This window comes from Parashewanella curva, from assembly GCF_003675895.1.
Classification (GTDB): domain Bacteria; phylum Pseudomonadota; class Gammaproteobacteria; order Enterobacterales; family Shewanellaceae; genus Parashewanella; species Parashewanella curva.
The window spans coordinates 1-15,224 of sequence record NZ_ML014800.1 but is presented as its reverse complement, the minus strand read 5'-3'; the positions used below and the strand labels follow the sequence as shown (position 1 = coordinate 15,224).

Annotated in this window: 17 protein-coding genes and 2 tRNA genes; 7 read left to right on the top strand and 12 right to left on the bottom strand. The window is 38.6% G+C overall.

All coding sequences use genetic code 11. The annotated features are described in order from the left end of the window. The first annotated feature begins 260 nt into the window (after window positions 1-260). From D5018_RS14915 to efp, 6 genes are all read left to right on the top strand, one after another. Window positions 261-1,025: an alpha/beta fold hydrolase gene (locus D5018_RS14915; RefSeq protein WP_121839795.1), complete on the top strand. Its 765-nt coding sequence runs from the start codon at window positions 261-263 to the stop codon at window positions 1,023-1,025. A gap of 100 nt (window positions 1,026-1,125) precedes the next feature. After that, the gene (locus D5018_RS14910) at window positions 1,126-1,347 is read left to right on the top strand and encodes a DUF2788 domain-containing protein (protein WP_121839812.1); all 222 of its coding nucleotides are present in this window, start codon (window positions 1,126-1,128) and stop codon (window positions 1,345-1,347) included. 1 nt (window position 1,348) lies between these two features. Continuing rightward, complete coding sequence (ybfE, locus tag D5018_RS14905) at window positions 1,349-1,627, top strand: LexA regulated protein (protein ID WP_121839794.1); 279 nt, start codon at window positions 1,349-1,351, stop codon at window positions 1,625-1,627. A 58-nt stretch (window positions 1,628-1,685) separates the two neighbouring features. Then, entirely contained in the window at window positions 1,686-2,213 is a 528-nt protein-coding gene (gene fldA / locus D5018_RS14900; RefSeq protein WP_121839793.1) for a flavodoxin FldA, read from the top strand. Window positions 2,214-2,279: 66 nt separating this feature from the next. Beyond that, complete coding sequence (earP, locus tag D5018_RS14895) at window positions 2,280-3,428, top strand: elongation factor P maturation arginine rhamnosyltransferase EarP (RefSeq protein ID WP_121839792.1); 1,149 nt, start codon at window positions 2,280-2,282, stop codon at window positions 3,426-3,428. A gap of 70 nt (window positions 3,429-3,498) precedes the next feature. Beyond that, on the top strand, window positions 3,499-4,059 hold the full coding sequence (gene efp / locus D5018_RS14890) for an elongation factor P (RefSeq protein ID WP_121839791.1): 561 nt from the start codon (window positions 3,499-3,501) through the stop codon (window positions 4,057-4,059). A 53-nt stretch (window positions 4,060-4,112) separates the two neighbouring features. Here the strand turns inward: efp and D5018_RS14885 are convergent, their stop codons facing one another. The 8 genes from D5018_RS14885 to speA all read right to left on the bottom strand — a co-directional run bounded on the left by D5018_RS14885 (window position 4,113) and on the right by speA (window position 11,341). Beyond that, window positions 4,113-4,859 carry a hypothetical protein gene (locus D5018_RS14885; RefSeq protein ID WP_121839790.1) on the bottom strand — a complete coding sequence of 249 codons (747 nt, stop codon included), beginning with the start codon at window positions 4,857-4,859 and terminating at the stop codon, window positions 4,113-4,115. A gap of 52 nt (window positions 4,860-4,911) precedes the next feature. Continuing rightward, on the bottom strand, window positions 4,912-5,397 hold the full coding sequence (locus D5018_RS14880) for a hypothetical protein (protein WP_133309306.1): 486 nt from the start codon (window positions 5,395-5,397) through the stop codon (window positions 4,912-4,914). Window positions 5,398-5,741: 344 nt separating this feature from the next. Then, window positions 5,742-6,320 carry a YceI family protein gene (locus tag D5018_RS14875; protein WP_121839788.1) on the bottom strand — a complete coding sequence of 193 codons (579 nt, stop codon included), beginning with the start codon at window positions 6,318-6,320 and terminating at the stop codon, window positions 5,742-5,744. Window positions 6,321-6,353: 33 nt separating this feature from the next. Then, the gene (locus D5018_RS14870; RefSeq protein WP_121839787.1) at window positions 6,354-6,806 is read right to left on the bottom strand and encodes a YaiI/YqxD family protein; all 453 of its coding nucleotides are present in this window, start codon (window positions 6,804-6,806) and stop codon (window positions 6,354-6,356) included. Window positions 6,807-6,901: 95 nt separating this feature from the next. Then, the gene (gene pdxH, locus D5018_RS14865) at window positions 6,902-7,537 is read right to left on the bottom strand and encodes a pyridoxamine 5'-phosphate oxidase (protein ID WP_121839811.1); all 636 of its coding nucleotides are present in this window, start codon (window positions 7,535-7,537) and stop codon (window positions 6,902-6,904) included. 11 nt (window positions 7,538-7,548) lie between these two features. After that, a complete protein-coding gene (gene speB / locus D5018_RS14860) occupies window positions 7,549-8,481 on the bottom strand; it encodes an agmatinase (RefSeq protein WP_121839786.1) in 933 nt (310 codons plus the stop codon). Window positions 8,482-8,499: 18 nt separating this feature from the next. Beyond that, window positions 8,500-9,423: an adenosylmethionine decarboxylase gene (locus D5018_RS14855; protein WP_121839785.1), complete on the bottom strand. Its 924-nt coding sequence runs from the start codon at window positions 9,421-9,423 to the stop codon at window positions 8,500-8,502. A 4-nt stretch (window positions 9,424-9,427) separates the two neighbouring features. Then, window positions 9,428-11,341: a biosynthetic arginine decarboxylase gene (gene speA, locus D5018_RS14850; protein WP_121839784.1), complete on the bottom strand. Its 1,914-nt coding sequence runs from the start codon at window positions 11,339-11,341 to the stop codon at window positions 9,428-9,430. 283 nt (window positions 11,342-11,624) lie between these two features. On the opposite strand from speA, the gene D5018_RS14845 reads away from it, so the two are divergent. Next, the gene (locus D5018_RS14845) at window positions 11,625-12,455 is read left to right on the top strand and encodes a CvfB family protein (RefSeq protein ID WP_121839810.1); all 831 of its coding nucleotides are present in this window, start codon (window positions 11,625-11,627) and stop codon (window positions 12,453-12,455) included. A 472-nt stretch (window positions 12,456-12,927) separates the two neighbouring features. On the opposite strand, the gene D5018_RS14840 is transcribed toward D5018_RS14845, so the two are convergent. From D5018_RS14840 to D5018_RS14825, 4 genes are all read right to left on the bottom strand, one after another. Further along, window positions 12,928-13,017, bottom strand: a tRNA-Ser gene (locus D5018_RS14840). Between the two features lie 284 nt (window positions 13,018-13,301). Further along, window positions 13,302-13,391: transfer RNA gene (locus D5018_RS14835), tRNA-Ser, on the bottom strand. Window positions 13,392-13,471: 80 nt separating this feature from the next. Further along, entirely contained in the window at window positions 13,472-14,419 is a 948-nt protein-coding gene (locus D5018_RS14830) for a hypothetical protein (RefSeq protein ID WP_121839783.1), read from the bottom strand. A 124-nt stretch (window positions 14,420-14,543) separates the two neighbouring features. Beyond that, a partial coding sequence (locus D5018_RS14825; protein WP_121839782.1) for a mechanosensitive ion channel family protein occupies window positions 14,544-15,224 on the bottom strand: 681 nt, incomplete at its 5' end.

Here is a 15,224-nt window from a genome sequence, read left to right as displayed (position 1 = left end):
TGATCTTATTCCTTTTCAGTTATGACTTTGGATCATGAATTTGCATTCCAATTTAATTTTGAACGTCTATAGATCCCAATAGATAAAAGATACCGATTTTTCTATCAATCGTCACCCGTTTGAAATTGATATTTGATGAAAAAATACAGCAGTTAAAAAGGTAATAGTTTGATTGGTTAAAAATCAGACTAAAATGAACTTTTACAAAACATTAAAATTTAGGACAATGGATTAAATTGCATTTACACCAACAAAACAATATGAACTATGTGGTTTCAGGGCAAGGCCCTAGTATAATTTTAATTCATGGCCTTTTTGGTAATCTAGACAACCTTAAAAACCTAGCTCAACATCTAGAAACTGATTATCAAGTTATAAGAATTGATTTGCCCAACCATGGTGCAAGCCCGCATATTGATAATTTGAACTTCGACATCATCAGTCAACAATTATTGACAGTGTTTAATGAACTGCATATTGAAAAAGCTCATTTTGTTGGTCACTCACTTGGTGGAAAAGCCGCGATGGCATTTGCGCTAAACAATTCGAATAAATGCTTAAGTGTTATTGCCGCTGACATAGCTCCAGCTAAATACCCCAGACGTCATGATAGCGTGTTTAATGCTCTCACCAGTTTACCTTTAAATCAAGGCTCTGATCGCAAAGCGGCTCTACAACACCTAGTATCATCAGGTATTGAAACGCCTACCGCTCAATTTTTGCTAAAAAACCTCCAACGAAACGACACAGGTTTTACATGGAAGATGAATTTACAAGGTCTATTAAATAGTTATGAAACTTTAATTGACTGGCCTTATCAAAGAATACAATACACAGGGCCATGTTTGTTTATTCGCGGTGGAAATTCCGATTACATTACTCAAGAGCACCGTCAAGACATTCTAAGTCAATTTCCAAAAGTCCAAGCAAAAACAATCCATGAAACAGGACATTGGCTTCATGCTGAAAAACCTATGGTATTTAACAGGATTGTGAAAGAATTTATTGACAGTCAAAACCAATAATTAATCTGAATATCCATTTTTACAATGGTGGGCAATATGGTATATTCCGCCAACATTGAAACCGTTTAACTACGGTGAAACAAAAGTAAAGCGAGAGAAAATGTTAACGCAGTATATTGAGCAGCTTGAAGCTGTAGGTCTTAATTTTTTCTTCGCTGCAATCTTTTTCTTCATAGGCATGGCTATCCATGACGTTTTAAAACAAGGTCAAGTGCCGAAATTTGGACGTTATATGGTTTGGTTGGTTTTATTTATGGGCTGTGCTGGATTTATTGCAAAAGGTATAATCCAATTCTACTGGGAATCCTCTGGGATTGGGTAACATGGCAAAAGAACAATCTGATAGAACAACGATTGACCTTTTTGCAACCGAAAAACGCCGTGGTAGACCAAGAAGTAATCCACTGACAAGATCGCAGCAATTAAAGGTTAACAAGAGGAATCAAGTCCTCAGAGATAAGGCTAAAGGCCTAAAGCGTATCGAGTTAAAAGTATCTCAAGAATTATTTGATGCACTTAATCAACTCGCAGAAGAAAATAACATCAGCCGGAGTCAACTCATTGAGTCTATGTTGACCGCACAACTAAGTGATTTAAATTGACTCAACGAAAGTACATCAGGCATTTTTGATTTAAGTTCAAGATATACAAGGAAAAACAATGGCAACTGTAGGTCTATTTTTCGGCAGTGATACAGGTAATACTGAAGCCGTAGCCAAAATGATCCAAAAGAAACTTGGTAAGCAAATGGTAGGTGTGAAAGATATCGCCAAAAGTACCAAAGAAGAAATTGCTGAGTTTGATCTACTCCTTTTTGGTATTCCTACTTGGTATTATGGTGAAGCACAATGTGACTGGGATGACTTCTTCCCAGAGCTAGAGCAAATTGATTTCACGGACAAATTAGTTGCTATTTTTGGTTGTGGTGACCAAGAAGATTATGCGGAATATTTCCTTGATGCAATGGGTATGGTAGGTGATATCGTATCTGAGCGTGGTGGTATCATTGTTGGTCACTGGCCAACTGAAGGTTATGATTTTGAAGAGTCAAAAGGCCTTGCTGATGAAAACCACTTCATAGGTCTGGGTATTGATGAAGATCGACAGCCAGAACTAACCGAAGAGCGTGTAGATAAGTGGGTTAAGCAGATTTACGAAGAAATGTGCATGGCTGAATTTGCCGATTAATTCACTCTAATTATCCACTAAAGCGGTGCTATATGCACCGCTTTTTGTTTGTAAAGTAAGGCCTTTATGACATCATCAAAACATTGGGATATTTTTTGCTGTGTTGTCGACAACTATGGCGACATAGGTGTGACATGGCGTTTAGCAAAACAATTAGCAGACGAGCATGGTATCAGTGTTAAATTATGGGTAGATGATCTTAACAGTTTTAAACATATACTCCCCAACCTAGACCCTACCCTTGAGCAACAAACGATAAATGACATTACAATCATTCATTGGAATGATTACACACCTCAACATTGGCGAGCAGGTGAAACGCTGATAGAAGCATTTGCTTGCGAATTGCCTCCAACGATTATTCAACAACTTTCAGCAGCGAAAACTGAAGCACCAGTTTGGATAAATCTAGAATATCTTAGCGCTGAAAATTGGATTGATGACTGTCATGGGTTAATTTCAATGCATCACTCTGGTGCGCGAAAATATTTCTACTTCCCCGGATTTTCGGAAAAAAGTGGCGGCTTGATTTGTGAAAATCATCAACTCCAGAGGTCTATCAATCAGCATAACAATCGCCAAGAATTTTTAAAGCAATTCAACATCGAACTGACCGAAAATAAAACTAAAGTGATTAGTGTGTTCAGTTATGAATCTGCAGTTCTAACCGACTTATGTCAATACTGGATAAAGCAGGATCAAGAGACTCATTTACTGGTTCCCTTTGGGCGAAGTCTAAACAGTCTATTACCTATATTCAATACACAGCTTAATACTGTAAATGAAGGCGACAGCTTCAAAGCTGGTAACTTGCACATGCATATATTAGCTATGACCAATCAAGAAGGTTACGACAAATTACTGGCTTGCTGTGACTTTAATATCGTCCGTGGAGAAGATTCATTTTTACGTGCTCAATGGGCTCAAAAACCTTTTTTATGGCATATATACCCACAAGAAGAAAATACGCATATCGAAAAGCTTTCCGCTTTTAATAATCTGTATACTAAAAATTTAAGTGCTGAGGCTTCAAAAGCCTATCAAGACGTCAGCCTAGCCTTTAATCAAGATCTTCAAAATGATATTGATAAAAAGTGGCAAAACCTGCAAAACGTCATGGAAGAAATCCACAATTTCGGCCGAATCTGGCCTCAAAATGCACTTAATGGCTCAGATTTAGCTTCTCGACTGGTGGAGTTTGTTAAAAACCGATAAAATCTGGCTATTGAAAAGAAAAATAGGCATCAAACTTTTTTGCGATGTCCGCAATACAGGAACAGAAATAATGAAAACTGCTCAGGAAATTCGTACTGGCAACGTGATAATGCTTGACGGCAACCCAATGGTAGTTCTAAAAACTGATTACCATAAATCAGGCCGTAGTGCTGCAGTCGTTAAAATGAAATTGAAAAGCCTACTTCAAGGTACTTCAACTGAAACGGCGGTAAAAGCTGAAGATAAAATTGAAGATATCATTCTTGATCGTCTTGATTGTACGTACTCTTATTTTGCTGATCCTATGTATGTATTCATGGACGAAGAGTTCAACCAGTACGACGTAGAAGCGGAAAACCTAGGTGATGCTGCAAAATACATCGTTGACGGTATGGAAGAAGTTTGCCAAGTGACTTTCTACGAAGGCAAAGCTATTGCGGTTGAACTTCCAAACACAATCGTACGTGAAGTGATTTATACTGAGCCTGCAGCACGTGGCGATACTTCTGGCAAAGTTATGAAACCAGCAACCATTACAGGTGGCGGCGTTATCACAGTAGCTGAGTTTGTTAAAACTGGCGACATGATTGAAATTGACTCACGTACAGATGAGTTTAAAAAGCGTGTTTAAGATTTCAAACTAATGACGAAAACCGCTATTTTTCTATAGCGGTTTTTATTTGCTTAATACAAAGGGAAACTATGATCTGTACAATGTAAAAAGTGGATATTAGATGCTTGATTAGACTCATCATCATCGATCAAAAGGCAAGACTTATCAAATTCTTCGCGGTGACACTCAATAAACCCTTTCTTAGTATCATAGCCAAACATTGACTCATTATTATAAAAGGAACGCTTATCAACTGTTAACAAGTGGAGCTTAAAAAGAGGTAGCAATTCTTTTAATTCATATGTACCCCAAGTTAGAATTACAACGTTATGGCCTTTAACCTGCCCTTGAGTAGCAGCCAATATAGCTTTTCGATCATAATAGAATGTATCCGTTTGCCAATGACAGTCATAAAATAGTAAATCCAACTCAATTTTATTTTTAAAACGACCCACTGGTTCCATCCCTGAAATCATCACTGTTTTATCTATGTCTAAAAGTAATGTCAGAGGAGGATTCGTTCTACTTACGGGCTTTTGGAAGCAACTTAACCATTCTTCTGTTGTTTTAGGATGAGTTGGTGCAACTGCTAGGCCTAAACAAGAAGGGCGAATACTTTGAACATCCATACCAGAGCACTTAAAAAAAGATGCCTGCATAGACTTTTCCGCTTTATCATCTTTTACGTCCCAACTTTCGTTATTAAGCCGTGTTTTCGCAACAGCCAATTGAGGATTTTTTTCTAGGTATTTATCTAACTGACTAAAAACTTTCCGAGTAATTGTTACTTGTCCAACATATGAAGTGTCATAAGCCATAACGTCAAACCTCTATAAAACCAATTGCTCCAATTAATTATGCTATATCGGGCTAATCCTCCTCAGTTTTGATAAAAACCTGTCCCATTATAGGTTTTCCAGTTGATTGTGCCTCTAACCACACTTTGGAGGTTTTACCAAGCTCACCTTTCACCACATAAGTTTCTTGTGGTTCTGGAGAAAATGTTATTTTGCCTTTGACATAGTAACTTTTAGTGAAAATCGATTGAATCAACGCCCCGTTGATCCTTTCCCCTACTATGGTAAAAGTCGTCATTTTGTCAGGTACGTTAATATCAATATGTTTAACATTCAAAAAGAAGCCATTATCTTTTTCTGCTGTAGCCTGTTTAGAGCTATAAACCTTTTGGCCATTAATTTCAGATAAATAGAATAAATCTGCAGACGTTGATTTTTTGTTACCGACACTGCTCTTAATTACCGAAACCTTACCTACATAGCTTTTGGGTGCAGGCTCATGGTAACTTGTGCAGCCTGCTACCAGTAACAAAATAATCAAAACACTTACTCTCATCATGGCCTCCTGCCTAGGGCGTGTTGATCTTTCAGGATTAAATTTTGTGCTATTTGAGCACTTTTCTGTTCAAGGCGTGAGCTGTGAAGCTTAGCCATCTAAGTAAGCAGATCACAACACCGAACATGAAGTGCTCAAAAGCATCGAAGACAGCGTAAATTGGTCATTTCTGCTGCGTTATCGTTTGTTTATGTAGAGTAACTACACCTCACAAACTCCGCCTTGCATAAAATAACCAATTTGTCGCTGCAAAAATAAACACGAAAGTTCAACACGCCCTAAAATAAAACGAGTAACTGCTATATGCTGTAGATTTATTGTTTTAAAATCAAGCTATTGATGCAAATTCACTTTTTCTTAAATAGCAAAGTAAAAGAAACTGGCACAGCTTCACCAATACTTGGTAACCCAGCAATTTTCATCAGTTTCTCTATCCCTGCGTCTAATTTAAAATCTTGAGCATTGACGATTATGGGCTGAACAGAAGTAAGTAAAAAGGTCTTATCTGAAAGCTTAGCAACCGTTACGTTAGCGGTAAGTGTGCTTACGTGACCATGAAGCTGAAGTTTCATTGGAACAGATAACTTTTCATGCATTCCAATAGATAAATTGTTTATATGACTCTGCTGAACTTTTGCCGTGATTATAGCCTTAGGAAAATTCGTGACGTCAAACAAAAGCTTCTTCATTCGTTCGTCACGAATACTAATACCCGTTTTGACACTAGTAAGCGAAATAGAGAGTTCAAACTCTCCTTTATCGTTTAAATTACCTTCAAAACGACTAAAACTAAGGTTTTCGCCAATGGTGGATTTTTTTATACTAAAAAAATTAAGATTCGAATTAGATGAATCAAGTTGCCAATTGGCTGCAAAACTAGATGGGGCTGTCAAACAGAGCAAGATAAAGAGTACCCAATGTTTCATTGTATTTACTCAATCTATGAAGGGGATAACAGTTTAAAGTTTCGCCAGCCAACGATCAAACTCTTGAGCAAATTTATGCTTGTCCGCCTGATTGAAACTTGCTGGTCCCCCCGCCTGAACACCTGAACCACGCAGTTCATCCATAAAGTTTCGCATCGACAGAGCTTGTCCAATATTACCCGTGTTATAGACCAGCCCTCTTGGTGTCACCACGAACGCTCCTTTTTTGATAGCATCAGCGGCTAGAGGAATATCGGCAGTAATTACCAGATCATTTGTTTCTAACTGCTCAACAATATAATTATCCGCTTCATCAAATCCTGACGAGACTCTAATACTTTGCAGATAAGGAGATGGTGGTACACGCAATAGCTGATTAGCAACAAAAATAGCTTTGATTTGACGTCTATCAGCTGCTCGATAAATCATTTCTTTTACAGGAACAGGACAGGCATCTGCATCAATCCAAATGGTTGGTTTTGTCATTTTAGTTATATCTTTAAATTAGGCTGCTCTGATAAAAAATAAAAAAGCACCGTTACAAACTAGTGCTTTCAGGAAATTCAGGAATCTCAGGAATGCTAGGGAGCTAAACGATCAATCTCCCAACCATCTGAAATTCGAGAATACAAGAAACGATCATGTAAACGCTTTTCCCCACCTTGCCAAAACTCAATGCTTTCTGGCGAGATTCTATATCCGCCCCAGAACTTAGGTAATGGAACTTCGCCTTTTGAGAATTTGGCTTTCATCTCGTTAAACTTGGCCTCTAATGCCTGACGAGCAGAAAGTTTACTAGATTGAGCAGAAACCCAAGCAGCAATTTGACTGTCTTTAGGACGAGTAAGAAAATACTTCATTACTTCTGTTGTAGACAAAGGTTCAGCAGCACCCGTAATTGCCACTTGCCGCTCCAACGGATGCCATGGAAATAATAAGCTGACTTTAGCATTCTGTTTAATATGCTGAGCCTTACGGCTTTCTAGGTTTGTAAAAAATACAAAGCCATGATCATCGAATCGTTTAAGAAGTACGATACGCTGGAAAGGCTGCCCATTTTCATCAACGGTTGCAACAACCATCGCAGTAGGATCAACAATCCCAGAATCTTTAGCCTGTTGCATCCAAGATTCAAATAATTCCATTGGCTGCTCAGGTAAATCAGCCCTCCGTAAACCGCCTTTGGTATATTCTCTTCTTAAATCGCTTAAATCCATTGACATAAAGGTTACTCCTTAATCAACCCTTGGCCTTTAGCCCAAACATGAATCATATCTAGGCCTAACGTTGCACCGGCCAATGCGGTGATTTCTGCCGAATCATAAGCAGGAGCAACTTCAACAACATCCATACCAACAATATTTAAGCCTTCTAATCCACGAACGATTTTTAAGGCTTTGTCACTGGTTAAGCCACCACATACAGGTGTTCCAGTACCTGGTGCAAATGCAGGGTCTAAACAATCGATATCGAATGTCAGATAGACAGGCATATCTCCTACTCTTTCTTTAATTTGCTCAACAATATCTGTAGCCGTTAAATCATTTGCAGTCGCCGCATCTATGACTTTGAATTTGTGATTCTTCTTGCTGTATTCAGTACGAATACCAATCTGCACTGAATGCTCTGGATCAATGATGCCTTCTTTCGGTGCATGATAAAACATAGTGCCATGATCATATTTACTGCCTTCACTATAAGTATCAGTGTGAGCATCAAAGTGAATCAACGCCATTTTTCCATGTTTTTTGAAATGGGCTCTTAACAGCGGCAAGGTGACAAAGTGATCTCCACCAAAGCTCAATAAGCCTTTACCTGAATTTACAATTTTTGTTGCAAAATCTTCTACCCGTTGAGTGAAGTCAGCTGCATCGCCACAGTCGTATACTAAATCGCCAGCATCAACCATTGAGATGTGTTTACTTAGGTTAAAATTCCAAGGCCAGCGTTTTGCTTCCCAAGCTAAGTTCGTTGAAGCACTGCGTATCGCTCCTGGTCCCATTCTGCCACCTGAACGACCTGTAACCGCCATATCAAATGGTAATCCTAAAACAACAAGATCGGCATCGCTTTCCACTGGTTTAAAATCCAATGGCTGACGTAAGTAACCAAAGGCATTGGAATACAGTGAGTAGTCTGGTTTATCCGCTAAAGTGGTCATACACACTCCAAAATTAATTTAAATTTGCTCAGCAAATAGGTGCTTATGCCAAGGCTGTTGGTATTGTTTTACTGCTATTTCTTTGCCTTGGTTTAAAAATAATTCACAGCTCCCGATACAATAACTGTCAACGAGGGCTTGCTTTTCAACCTGCGTATTCATAGAAATCGTATCCCATGAGCCAGGTTTTAAGATGTCTAATAATCTAATGAATAGCCCTGATTGATAAGCATTTATATCTAAATTTGTTTCAAGGCTCACATAAGAACTCGATTCTTGCGGGGTAATGTGAATCGTAAAGTATTTATCTTTTTTAAGCCCATTGATTGAGTAACCCAAAGGTTCAAATAAATGGTCATCAATTGCAAAATCTGGAAATAAAGTATCAAGTTGTAAAAGCGTTCTAATGTCAGCTTTTTTTTGCGAATCACTTCTTAAATACGCTGCTGCATTTCCCGAAATATGATACATCAACAATTCAGAACTGATTGAATCTTCAACCAAACCATTACCATAATAAAACACATGATGATGATGCATATCCAAGTGACCGATACGATACGCTTTTCCGTCAACAATTTGTTTTAATTGCTCAATATCTTCAGTAAACGAACTGGTTTGCAAATACCCTAAATACTCTTTATTGCGTTGATATTTTATGGATTGGATGTTTACCACTCCCACCTTTTCTATAAAACTCAATAAAGAATTTACTAGTGTGGAGTTACCACAAGTCATCATCAGAAATCGGTCATGCCAAACAAACAGGCTAGACTCACTTAATAAATAAGCATCACATTGCTCATTATGTACGCTTGAGAGTATTTCAGCATTTGAAAGGCTCACCAGCTTCTCCCAAAAAACTTTATCCAAGCTTCTAAGGGAATCGGAGCTTGAGGTCATCACAACCTCAACCTTTTTTTCTGAGCCTTCAAAAAACATTGCTTTACCTAAAGTCCTCAAGGTATGTGTAGCCTTCTAGACCTACTTGCAGCTCTTCAAGAATGCTTTCCCTTTCATGTTCATCTATGTGCTTGTTCACCAAATCCTCATAGGTTTGCATAAACCCAAGCGCATCAAGATTTACATAAGCAAGAACATCTGCAACCGTATCACCTGTCAATACAGACTCAATGACGGGGTTTCCTTCATCGTCCATTTTAACTACAGCTGAATGGCTATCGCCAAACAAATTATGCATGTCACCTAAGATTTCTTGGTAAGCCCCAACTAAGAAGAAACCGATCAGATATGGGCTATCGGCTGACCATGCTGGCACAGGTAACGTAGTCTCGACACCTTGACCATCTACATATTGATCAACAATACCGTCTGAATCACAGGTAATATCTAACATTACAGCTCGACGTTGAGCTGGTTTATCCAAGCCCGATAAAGGTAATACTGGGAACACTTGGTCAATGCCCCAAGCATCTGGCAGCGACTGAAATAGCGAAAAGTTTACAAAGAACTTATCCGCTAACTTCTCATTTAACTCATCAATAATTGGTCGATGATAACGATATTTGCTGTCTAACAATCCCTTGATTTCATGGCAAACACGTAAGTTAGCTTGTTCAGCCCAAGCACGATCGGCAAGGCTAAGCTGACCTAACGCAAACAGTGTATGTGCTTCTGCCAAGTCACTTTGGGTATCGTTGTAGATTTCAATTAACGCTCGACTATTAGTTCGACCGCTGATTTCGTTCCACGATAGCCACATATTATGTAATAACTGAGGCGCATCATCCGCTGGCGGTTCAATTTCTTCAGCTTGATAAGCTTCTGTACCGATGACATCTGTAAGTAAAACCGCGTGGTGTGCCGTTAAGTGTCGCCCGGATTCTGAAATGATACGAGGCATCGGCTGTTGATATTCACGGCAGATATCCGTCAGAACATGCACAATATTATTGGCGTATTCTGTCAGTCCGTAATTCATTGAGTTATTGCTTTGGCTACGTGTACCATCGTAATCAACAGCTAAACCACCACCAACATCAAAACAATCGATTGAAGCTCCAAGTAATCTTAACTCACAATAGAAACGTGCCGCTTCACTTACACCTTGACGAATATCACGAATGTTGGCAATTTGCGAGCCTAAATGAAAATGCAATAATTGTAGTGATTCTAAACAGTCGGCTTGCTTGAGTTCATCGACAACACGCAAAACCTGAGCAGCAGATAAGCCAAACTTAGATTTCTCACCACCACTGGCTTCCCACTTGCCTTTACCTTGAAAAGCTAAACGCGCGCGAATACCCAAGCGAGGAGTGACACCAAGGCGTTCCGCCTCTTCAAGCACCATCTTAAGCTCAGACATTTTTTCAAGAACGATATACACCTTATGCCCAAGCTTTTCGCCGATCAGCGCTAAACGAATATACTCGTTGTCTTTGTATCCATTACATACAATTACAGAGCTGGCTTTTTGCGCCATCGCCAACACAGCCATTAGCTCTGGCTTACTTCCCGCCTCTAAACCAAGTTGTGGAACTTCTTTTTGTTGCTGGCTGGCGAGAATTTCTTCTACTACCGTCTTCTGCTGGTTTACTTTAATTGGATACACAAGCAAGTAATCATTTTCATATTCATACTTTTGGATTGCTTGGTTAAACGCGTTACATAAACTGTGAACGCGATGATGCAGAATTTGCGGAAAACGAACTAACAAAGGTAAAGAAACCCCTGCTTTAACCATATCTTTTGCTAATTGATTTAAGCCAATCGTATATTCAGGTCGTGTTGGATCTGGAGAAACTGTCACTTCTCCTTCATCTGACACACCGTAAAAACCTTGACTCCAATACGCTACGTTGTAACTGTCTCGCGCGCTATCAATCGACCAATTTTTCATTTATTTAATGCCTAGCAAAGTGGTTATTCCTATTATAAAGAACAACCAAAACAGACCTAAGATAACTTTTCAATTATCGGTATAAAATCATTTAAAATCGCGCAATTAAACCCTGCTTATTATGCTAATGCAAGCAAGATTTAATAAGCTCACTATCAATTGTTTAAACATTATATTCATCGCCATAATATCAGCGATATCATCAAAGCTAAAAACCCCAAGCAACAACCACCCAATTCAAGGTATAATCCCAGCTAATTTAAAGTTAAATTCAGAGCATTACATGGCACAACTTGGAAAACATTCCACTCTAGAAATCGTAAAAATTGTGGATTTCGGAGTATATCTTGACGCAAAAGATTTTGGGCAAGTTCTTTTACCTAAGAAATATCAACCTAAAGATTGCGAGGTTGGCGACAAAGTAAAAGTCTTTTTGTATCTAGATTCTAAAGACATGCTTATCGCAACGACACAAAGACCGCGCGCGCAAGTAGGTGAATTTGCTTATCTTAAAGCAATTGCCACCAGCCGTGTTGGTGCATTTTTAGATTGGGGACTAGATAAAGATCTACTGCTTCCGTTTGCTGAACAAAAACGCCCTGCAGAAGAAGGACGTTCATACCTAGTTTATGTGCATGTAAACCATGCTGACGAGCGCATTGTCGCCAGCACGAAAATCGATCGCTATCTAGATAAAACTCCTGCTCATTATAAAAGCGGTGAAGAAGTTAAGCTAATTGTTGCTGGTAAAACCGACCTAGGTTATAAAGCAATTATCAATAATGAGCACTGGGGTTTGCTGCATAACAGTGATGTTTTTCAAGCACTAAAAGTCGGTCAAAAAATTAAAGGCTTTATTAAGCAAGTCCGTCGAGATGGAAAAATTGATCTTGTACTTCAACAAGGCAATAAACAAGAGATGGATAAGTTCTCAACGACATTGCTGTTCAAGCTTAAGCAAGCAGACGGTTTTTTACCGTTTCATGATAAAACCGATGCTGCTGTAATTTATGAGTCTTTCGGTGTCAGTAAAAAAGTCTTTAAAAAATCCTTAGGCGGTTTATTTAAGCAAAAACTGATCAGCATTGATACTGATGGAATCCGTTTAATCTAATTGTAAGAATTATCTAATACCAATCCGCTCTCAATAGTGATAGCTCAGCAAGTGCTAAAGGCTTTCAGTACAAGGCGCAAATTCGCAGTACTATCGGGATAATTCAAGAAGTTGCAACACAGTAATGAAAGCCTTTAGCCTTGCCCTTTGGGAGCTTATCAGCTGTCAAACTACTACCCCTAATTGGCTTGACGTAGAGCAACTATGCCTTCACCAATTACGCTTGTATTTTGACCGCTGATAAAGCTCTGAGTCGATCACATTTGAATGCGGATTGGTATTAATAGGGAATCATTACTAAATGAGTTCCCTTTTATTTTAGTGATGAGAAAGCTAAGCATGAAACATGATTAAACAGAACACTATTCTGTTCCCTTTTTAATAGAGAAGTAGTCTACTATCAGGTTGAGATATAAAATAGTCATACTTTAGATAGCAAAAAGCCGCTCGATTGAGCGGCTTTTCTGAATAATGGCGGAGGAGCAGGGATTTGAACCCTGGAACGGGATAAACCGTTGCCGGTTTTCAAGACCGGTGCATTCGACCACTCTGCCACCCCTCCGAACGCCGACAAAGATACCTATCTCAATTGCTTTTGTAAACGATAAATTTCATAATTTTGACTATTTGACTACAAAACCAGCACTAAGTTTTCAAAGCATTCGAAACCACAGAGCAATTTCACTCAATTCTTGCCTATAAACAAAGAGTAGAGACTCCATCAGCAAATCTTGAGGATTGATTGAATATTATGAATTGGTTAAAAATTGGCATGAAACTGCTAGCTAACAGAAACCTGAAGCTAAAAAAGCAAAAAGCCGCTCAACTGAGCGGCTTTTCTGAATATGGCGGAGGAGCAGGGATTTGAACCCTGGAACGGGATAAACCGTTGCCGGTTTTCAAGACCGGTGCATTCGACCACTCTGCCACCCCTCCGAACGCCGACAAAGATACTCATGAGAGTTAACGTTGTAAACTAAAATTTTAGTTTTATATTCTGTTTGTTCGCGAAACAATCAACTAAAACATAATTTAGACAAATTAAAGTATCTGGAAATCCCAGCCTCTCTTTTCGCTCTCAAATGACCATTGGCAGCTTCAAGCTTTTTCAAAAGGAGAAGTGCTTTTCTAAAATCTTTCTTTTCTAACGCATAAAAACATTGACTCATTAACTTTAGATATTGCATCTGTGTTTCCGTATATTTAGCTATAGGAATAACTTCCTGCACATTGAATGACTTGCCATTTGGCAAACGAAATCCTGTTTCAGCAATTTTTTCTACTTCTCTAGCAGATATCGGTGATGTCCAGTCTTTGATGAAGATAGGATCACGTAAAAAATGAGTCTTTGACGCGGAACTAAGATACAAGTCGATCAGATCACATAGTATTCTATAATCAACATCATGGGTTTCCGCTGATATTTCATTGTCATCAAGCTCAAATTGTTCAACCAATTGCCATAAATTTTGATCTAGTTCATTTAAATATCCATCTAAATCTTTAAAGCTATCAAACTCATAAAAATCCCTTCCCCACTTTTTCTTAATCTGTAACGCTATGGAATTGGTTCCCGCAACAGAGCCAATGGTAATACTTCCAAATACAAAAAATACTGCAGTACTAGCTAAAGGGTTTGAAGATGCAATACAGGTACAAAGCAAACAACTGCCTATTCCACTGCAAATTGAGGAAGCGATAAATACTGTAGACGAGATATTAGATAAACACACAATATAATTCGGACTAATTGTTTGCTCCCAAGTATTTGTCCTCAAGTGCTTTAAATAAACGCATGAACCTTGTACATAAAATTTAGAAATATTTTTTGCAGGCGGCTGAGACGTAACCGTAAACGCTGAATCTTGAAAAGCAAGTTCAGAAACCGTTGAAACGGTATGATTTTGAGTTAACTCCTGTAGCTCATAGCTATTTGATGTTACAGATTCAACAGACTGACTCATCCAATACGTTCTAAATAAAGGCACGAATAAACAAATAGTAACAATTATACTCTAACATTGGGTATAAGTTATCGATTGTTCAGTATTCGTTAAGTCCCAACTTCTTACTAACTATTAACCAAATCTAACTACTTGTTTTAGTATAATGTACATCCATCTGAGGATAAGGAATCGAAATACCAGCTTTATCGAATTCTAACTTCACCGTTTCTAATAAATCTGCTCGAACTGCCCAATAATCCGATGAGTTCACCCATGGCCGAACCATAAAGTTGACCGAAGAATCGGCAAGATCCGAAACCGCAATATTGCACTCAGGTTCTTTTAAAATTCGAGAGTCCTCGGTGATGATTCGTGCCAATATTTGCTTCGCCTGTAAAAGGTCACTTTCGTAACCAATACCAAAAACCAAATCAACTCTTCTGGTTTGCTGTTGGGAGTAATTTACGATAGGAGAGTTCCAAATTTGAGAATTAGGAATAAGCACAACTTTGTTATCAGGGGTATTTATCACGGTATAAAAAAGCTCAATTTTCTTTATTGTTCCCGCCTGTCCAGCGGTCTCAATGTAATGACCTGCTCGAAAAGGCCTCAAAACAGAAATCAGAACTCCAGATGCAAGATTTGCTAACGAGTTCTTAAGAGCTAATGCAATGGCTAAACCAGATGCACCTATTACGGTTAGAAACGTTGAAGTTTGTACCCCGAGATTAGAAAGAGCCGTAATAAAGCTTAAAATGACGATAACAGCAAAAGCCACGTCAGCTAAAAAGTTACCAATTGCAGCATCAATATTACGCTTATT

Bases quoted from the DNA above. Each gene is read 5' to 3' on its own strand.
- D5018_RS14885 (WP_121839790.1), bottom strand. From the start codon at position 4,859: ATGGCTTATGACACTTCATATGTTGGACAAGTAACAATTACTCGGAAA.
- D5018_RS14910 (WP_121839812.1), top strand. From the start codon at position 1,126: ATGTTAACGCAGTATATTGAGCAGCTTGAAGCTGTAGGTCTTAATTTT.
- D5018_RS14855 (WP_121839785.1), bottom strand. From the start codon at position 9,423: ATGTTTTTTGAAGGCTCAGAAAAAAAGGTTGAGGTTGTGATGACCTCA.
- D5018_RS14845 (WP_121839810.1), top strand. From the start codon at position 11,625: ATGGCACAACTTGGAAAACATTCCACTCTAGAAATCGTAAAAATTGTG.
- speB (WP_121839786.1), bottom strand. From the start codon at position 8,481: ATGACCACTTTAGCGGATAAACCAGACTACTCACTGTATTCCAATGCC.
- fldA (WP_121839793.1), top strand. From the start codon at position 1,686: ATGGCAACTGTAGGTCTATTTTTCGGCAGTGATACAGGTAATACTGAA.
- efp (WP_121839791.1), top strand. From the start codon at position 3,499: ATGAAAACTGCTCAGGAAATTCGTACTGGCAACGTGATAATGCTTGAC.
- D5018_RS14830 (WP_121839783.1), bottom strand. From the start codon at position 14,419: ATGAGTCAGTCTGTTGAATCTGTAACATCAAATAGCTATGAGCTACAG.
- earP (WP_121839792.1), top strand. From the start codon at position 2,280: ATGACATCATCAAAACATTGGGATATTTTTTGCTGTGTTGTCGACAAC.
- pdxH (WP_121839811.1), bottom strand. From the start codon at position 7,537: ATGGATTTAAGCGATTTAAGAAGAGAATATACCAAAGGCGGTTTACGG.
- D5018_RS14915 (WP_121839795.1), top strand. From the start codon at position 261: ATGAACTATGTGGTTTCAGGGCAAGGCCCTAGTATAATTTTAATTCAT.
- speA (WP_121839784.1), bottom strand. From the start codon at position 11,341: ATGAAAAATTGGTCGATTGATAGCGCGCGAGACAGTTACAACGTAGCG.
- D5018_RS14880 (WP_133309306.1), bottom strand. From the start codon at position 5,397: ATGATGAGAGTAAGTGTTTTGATTATTTTGTTACTGGTAGCAGGCTGC.
- D5018_RS14875 (WP_121839788.1), bottom strand. From the start codon at position 6,320: ATGAAACATTGGGTACTCTTTATCTTGCTCTGTTTGACAGCCCCATCT.
- ybfE (WP_121839794.1), top strand. From the start codon at position 1,349: ATGGCAAAAGAACAATCTGATAGAACAACGATTGACCTTTTTGCAACC.
- D5018_RS14870 (WP_121839787.1), bottom strand. From the start codon at position 6,806: ATGACAAAACCAACCATTTGGATTGATGCAGATGCCTGTCCTGTTCCT.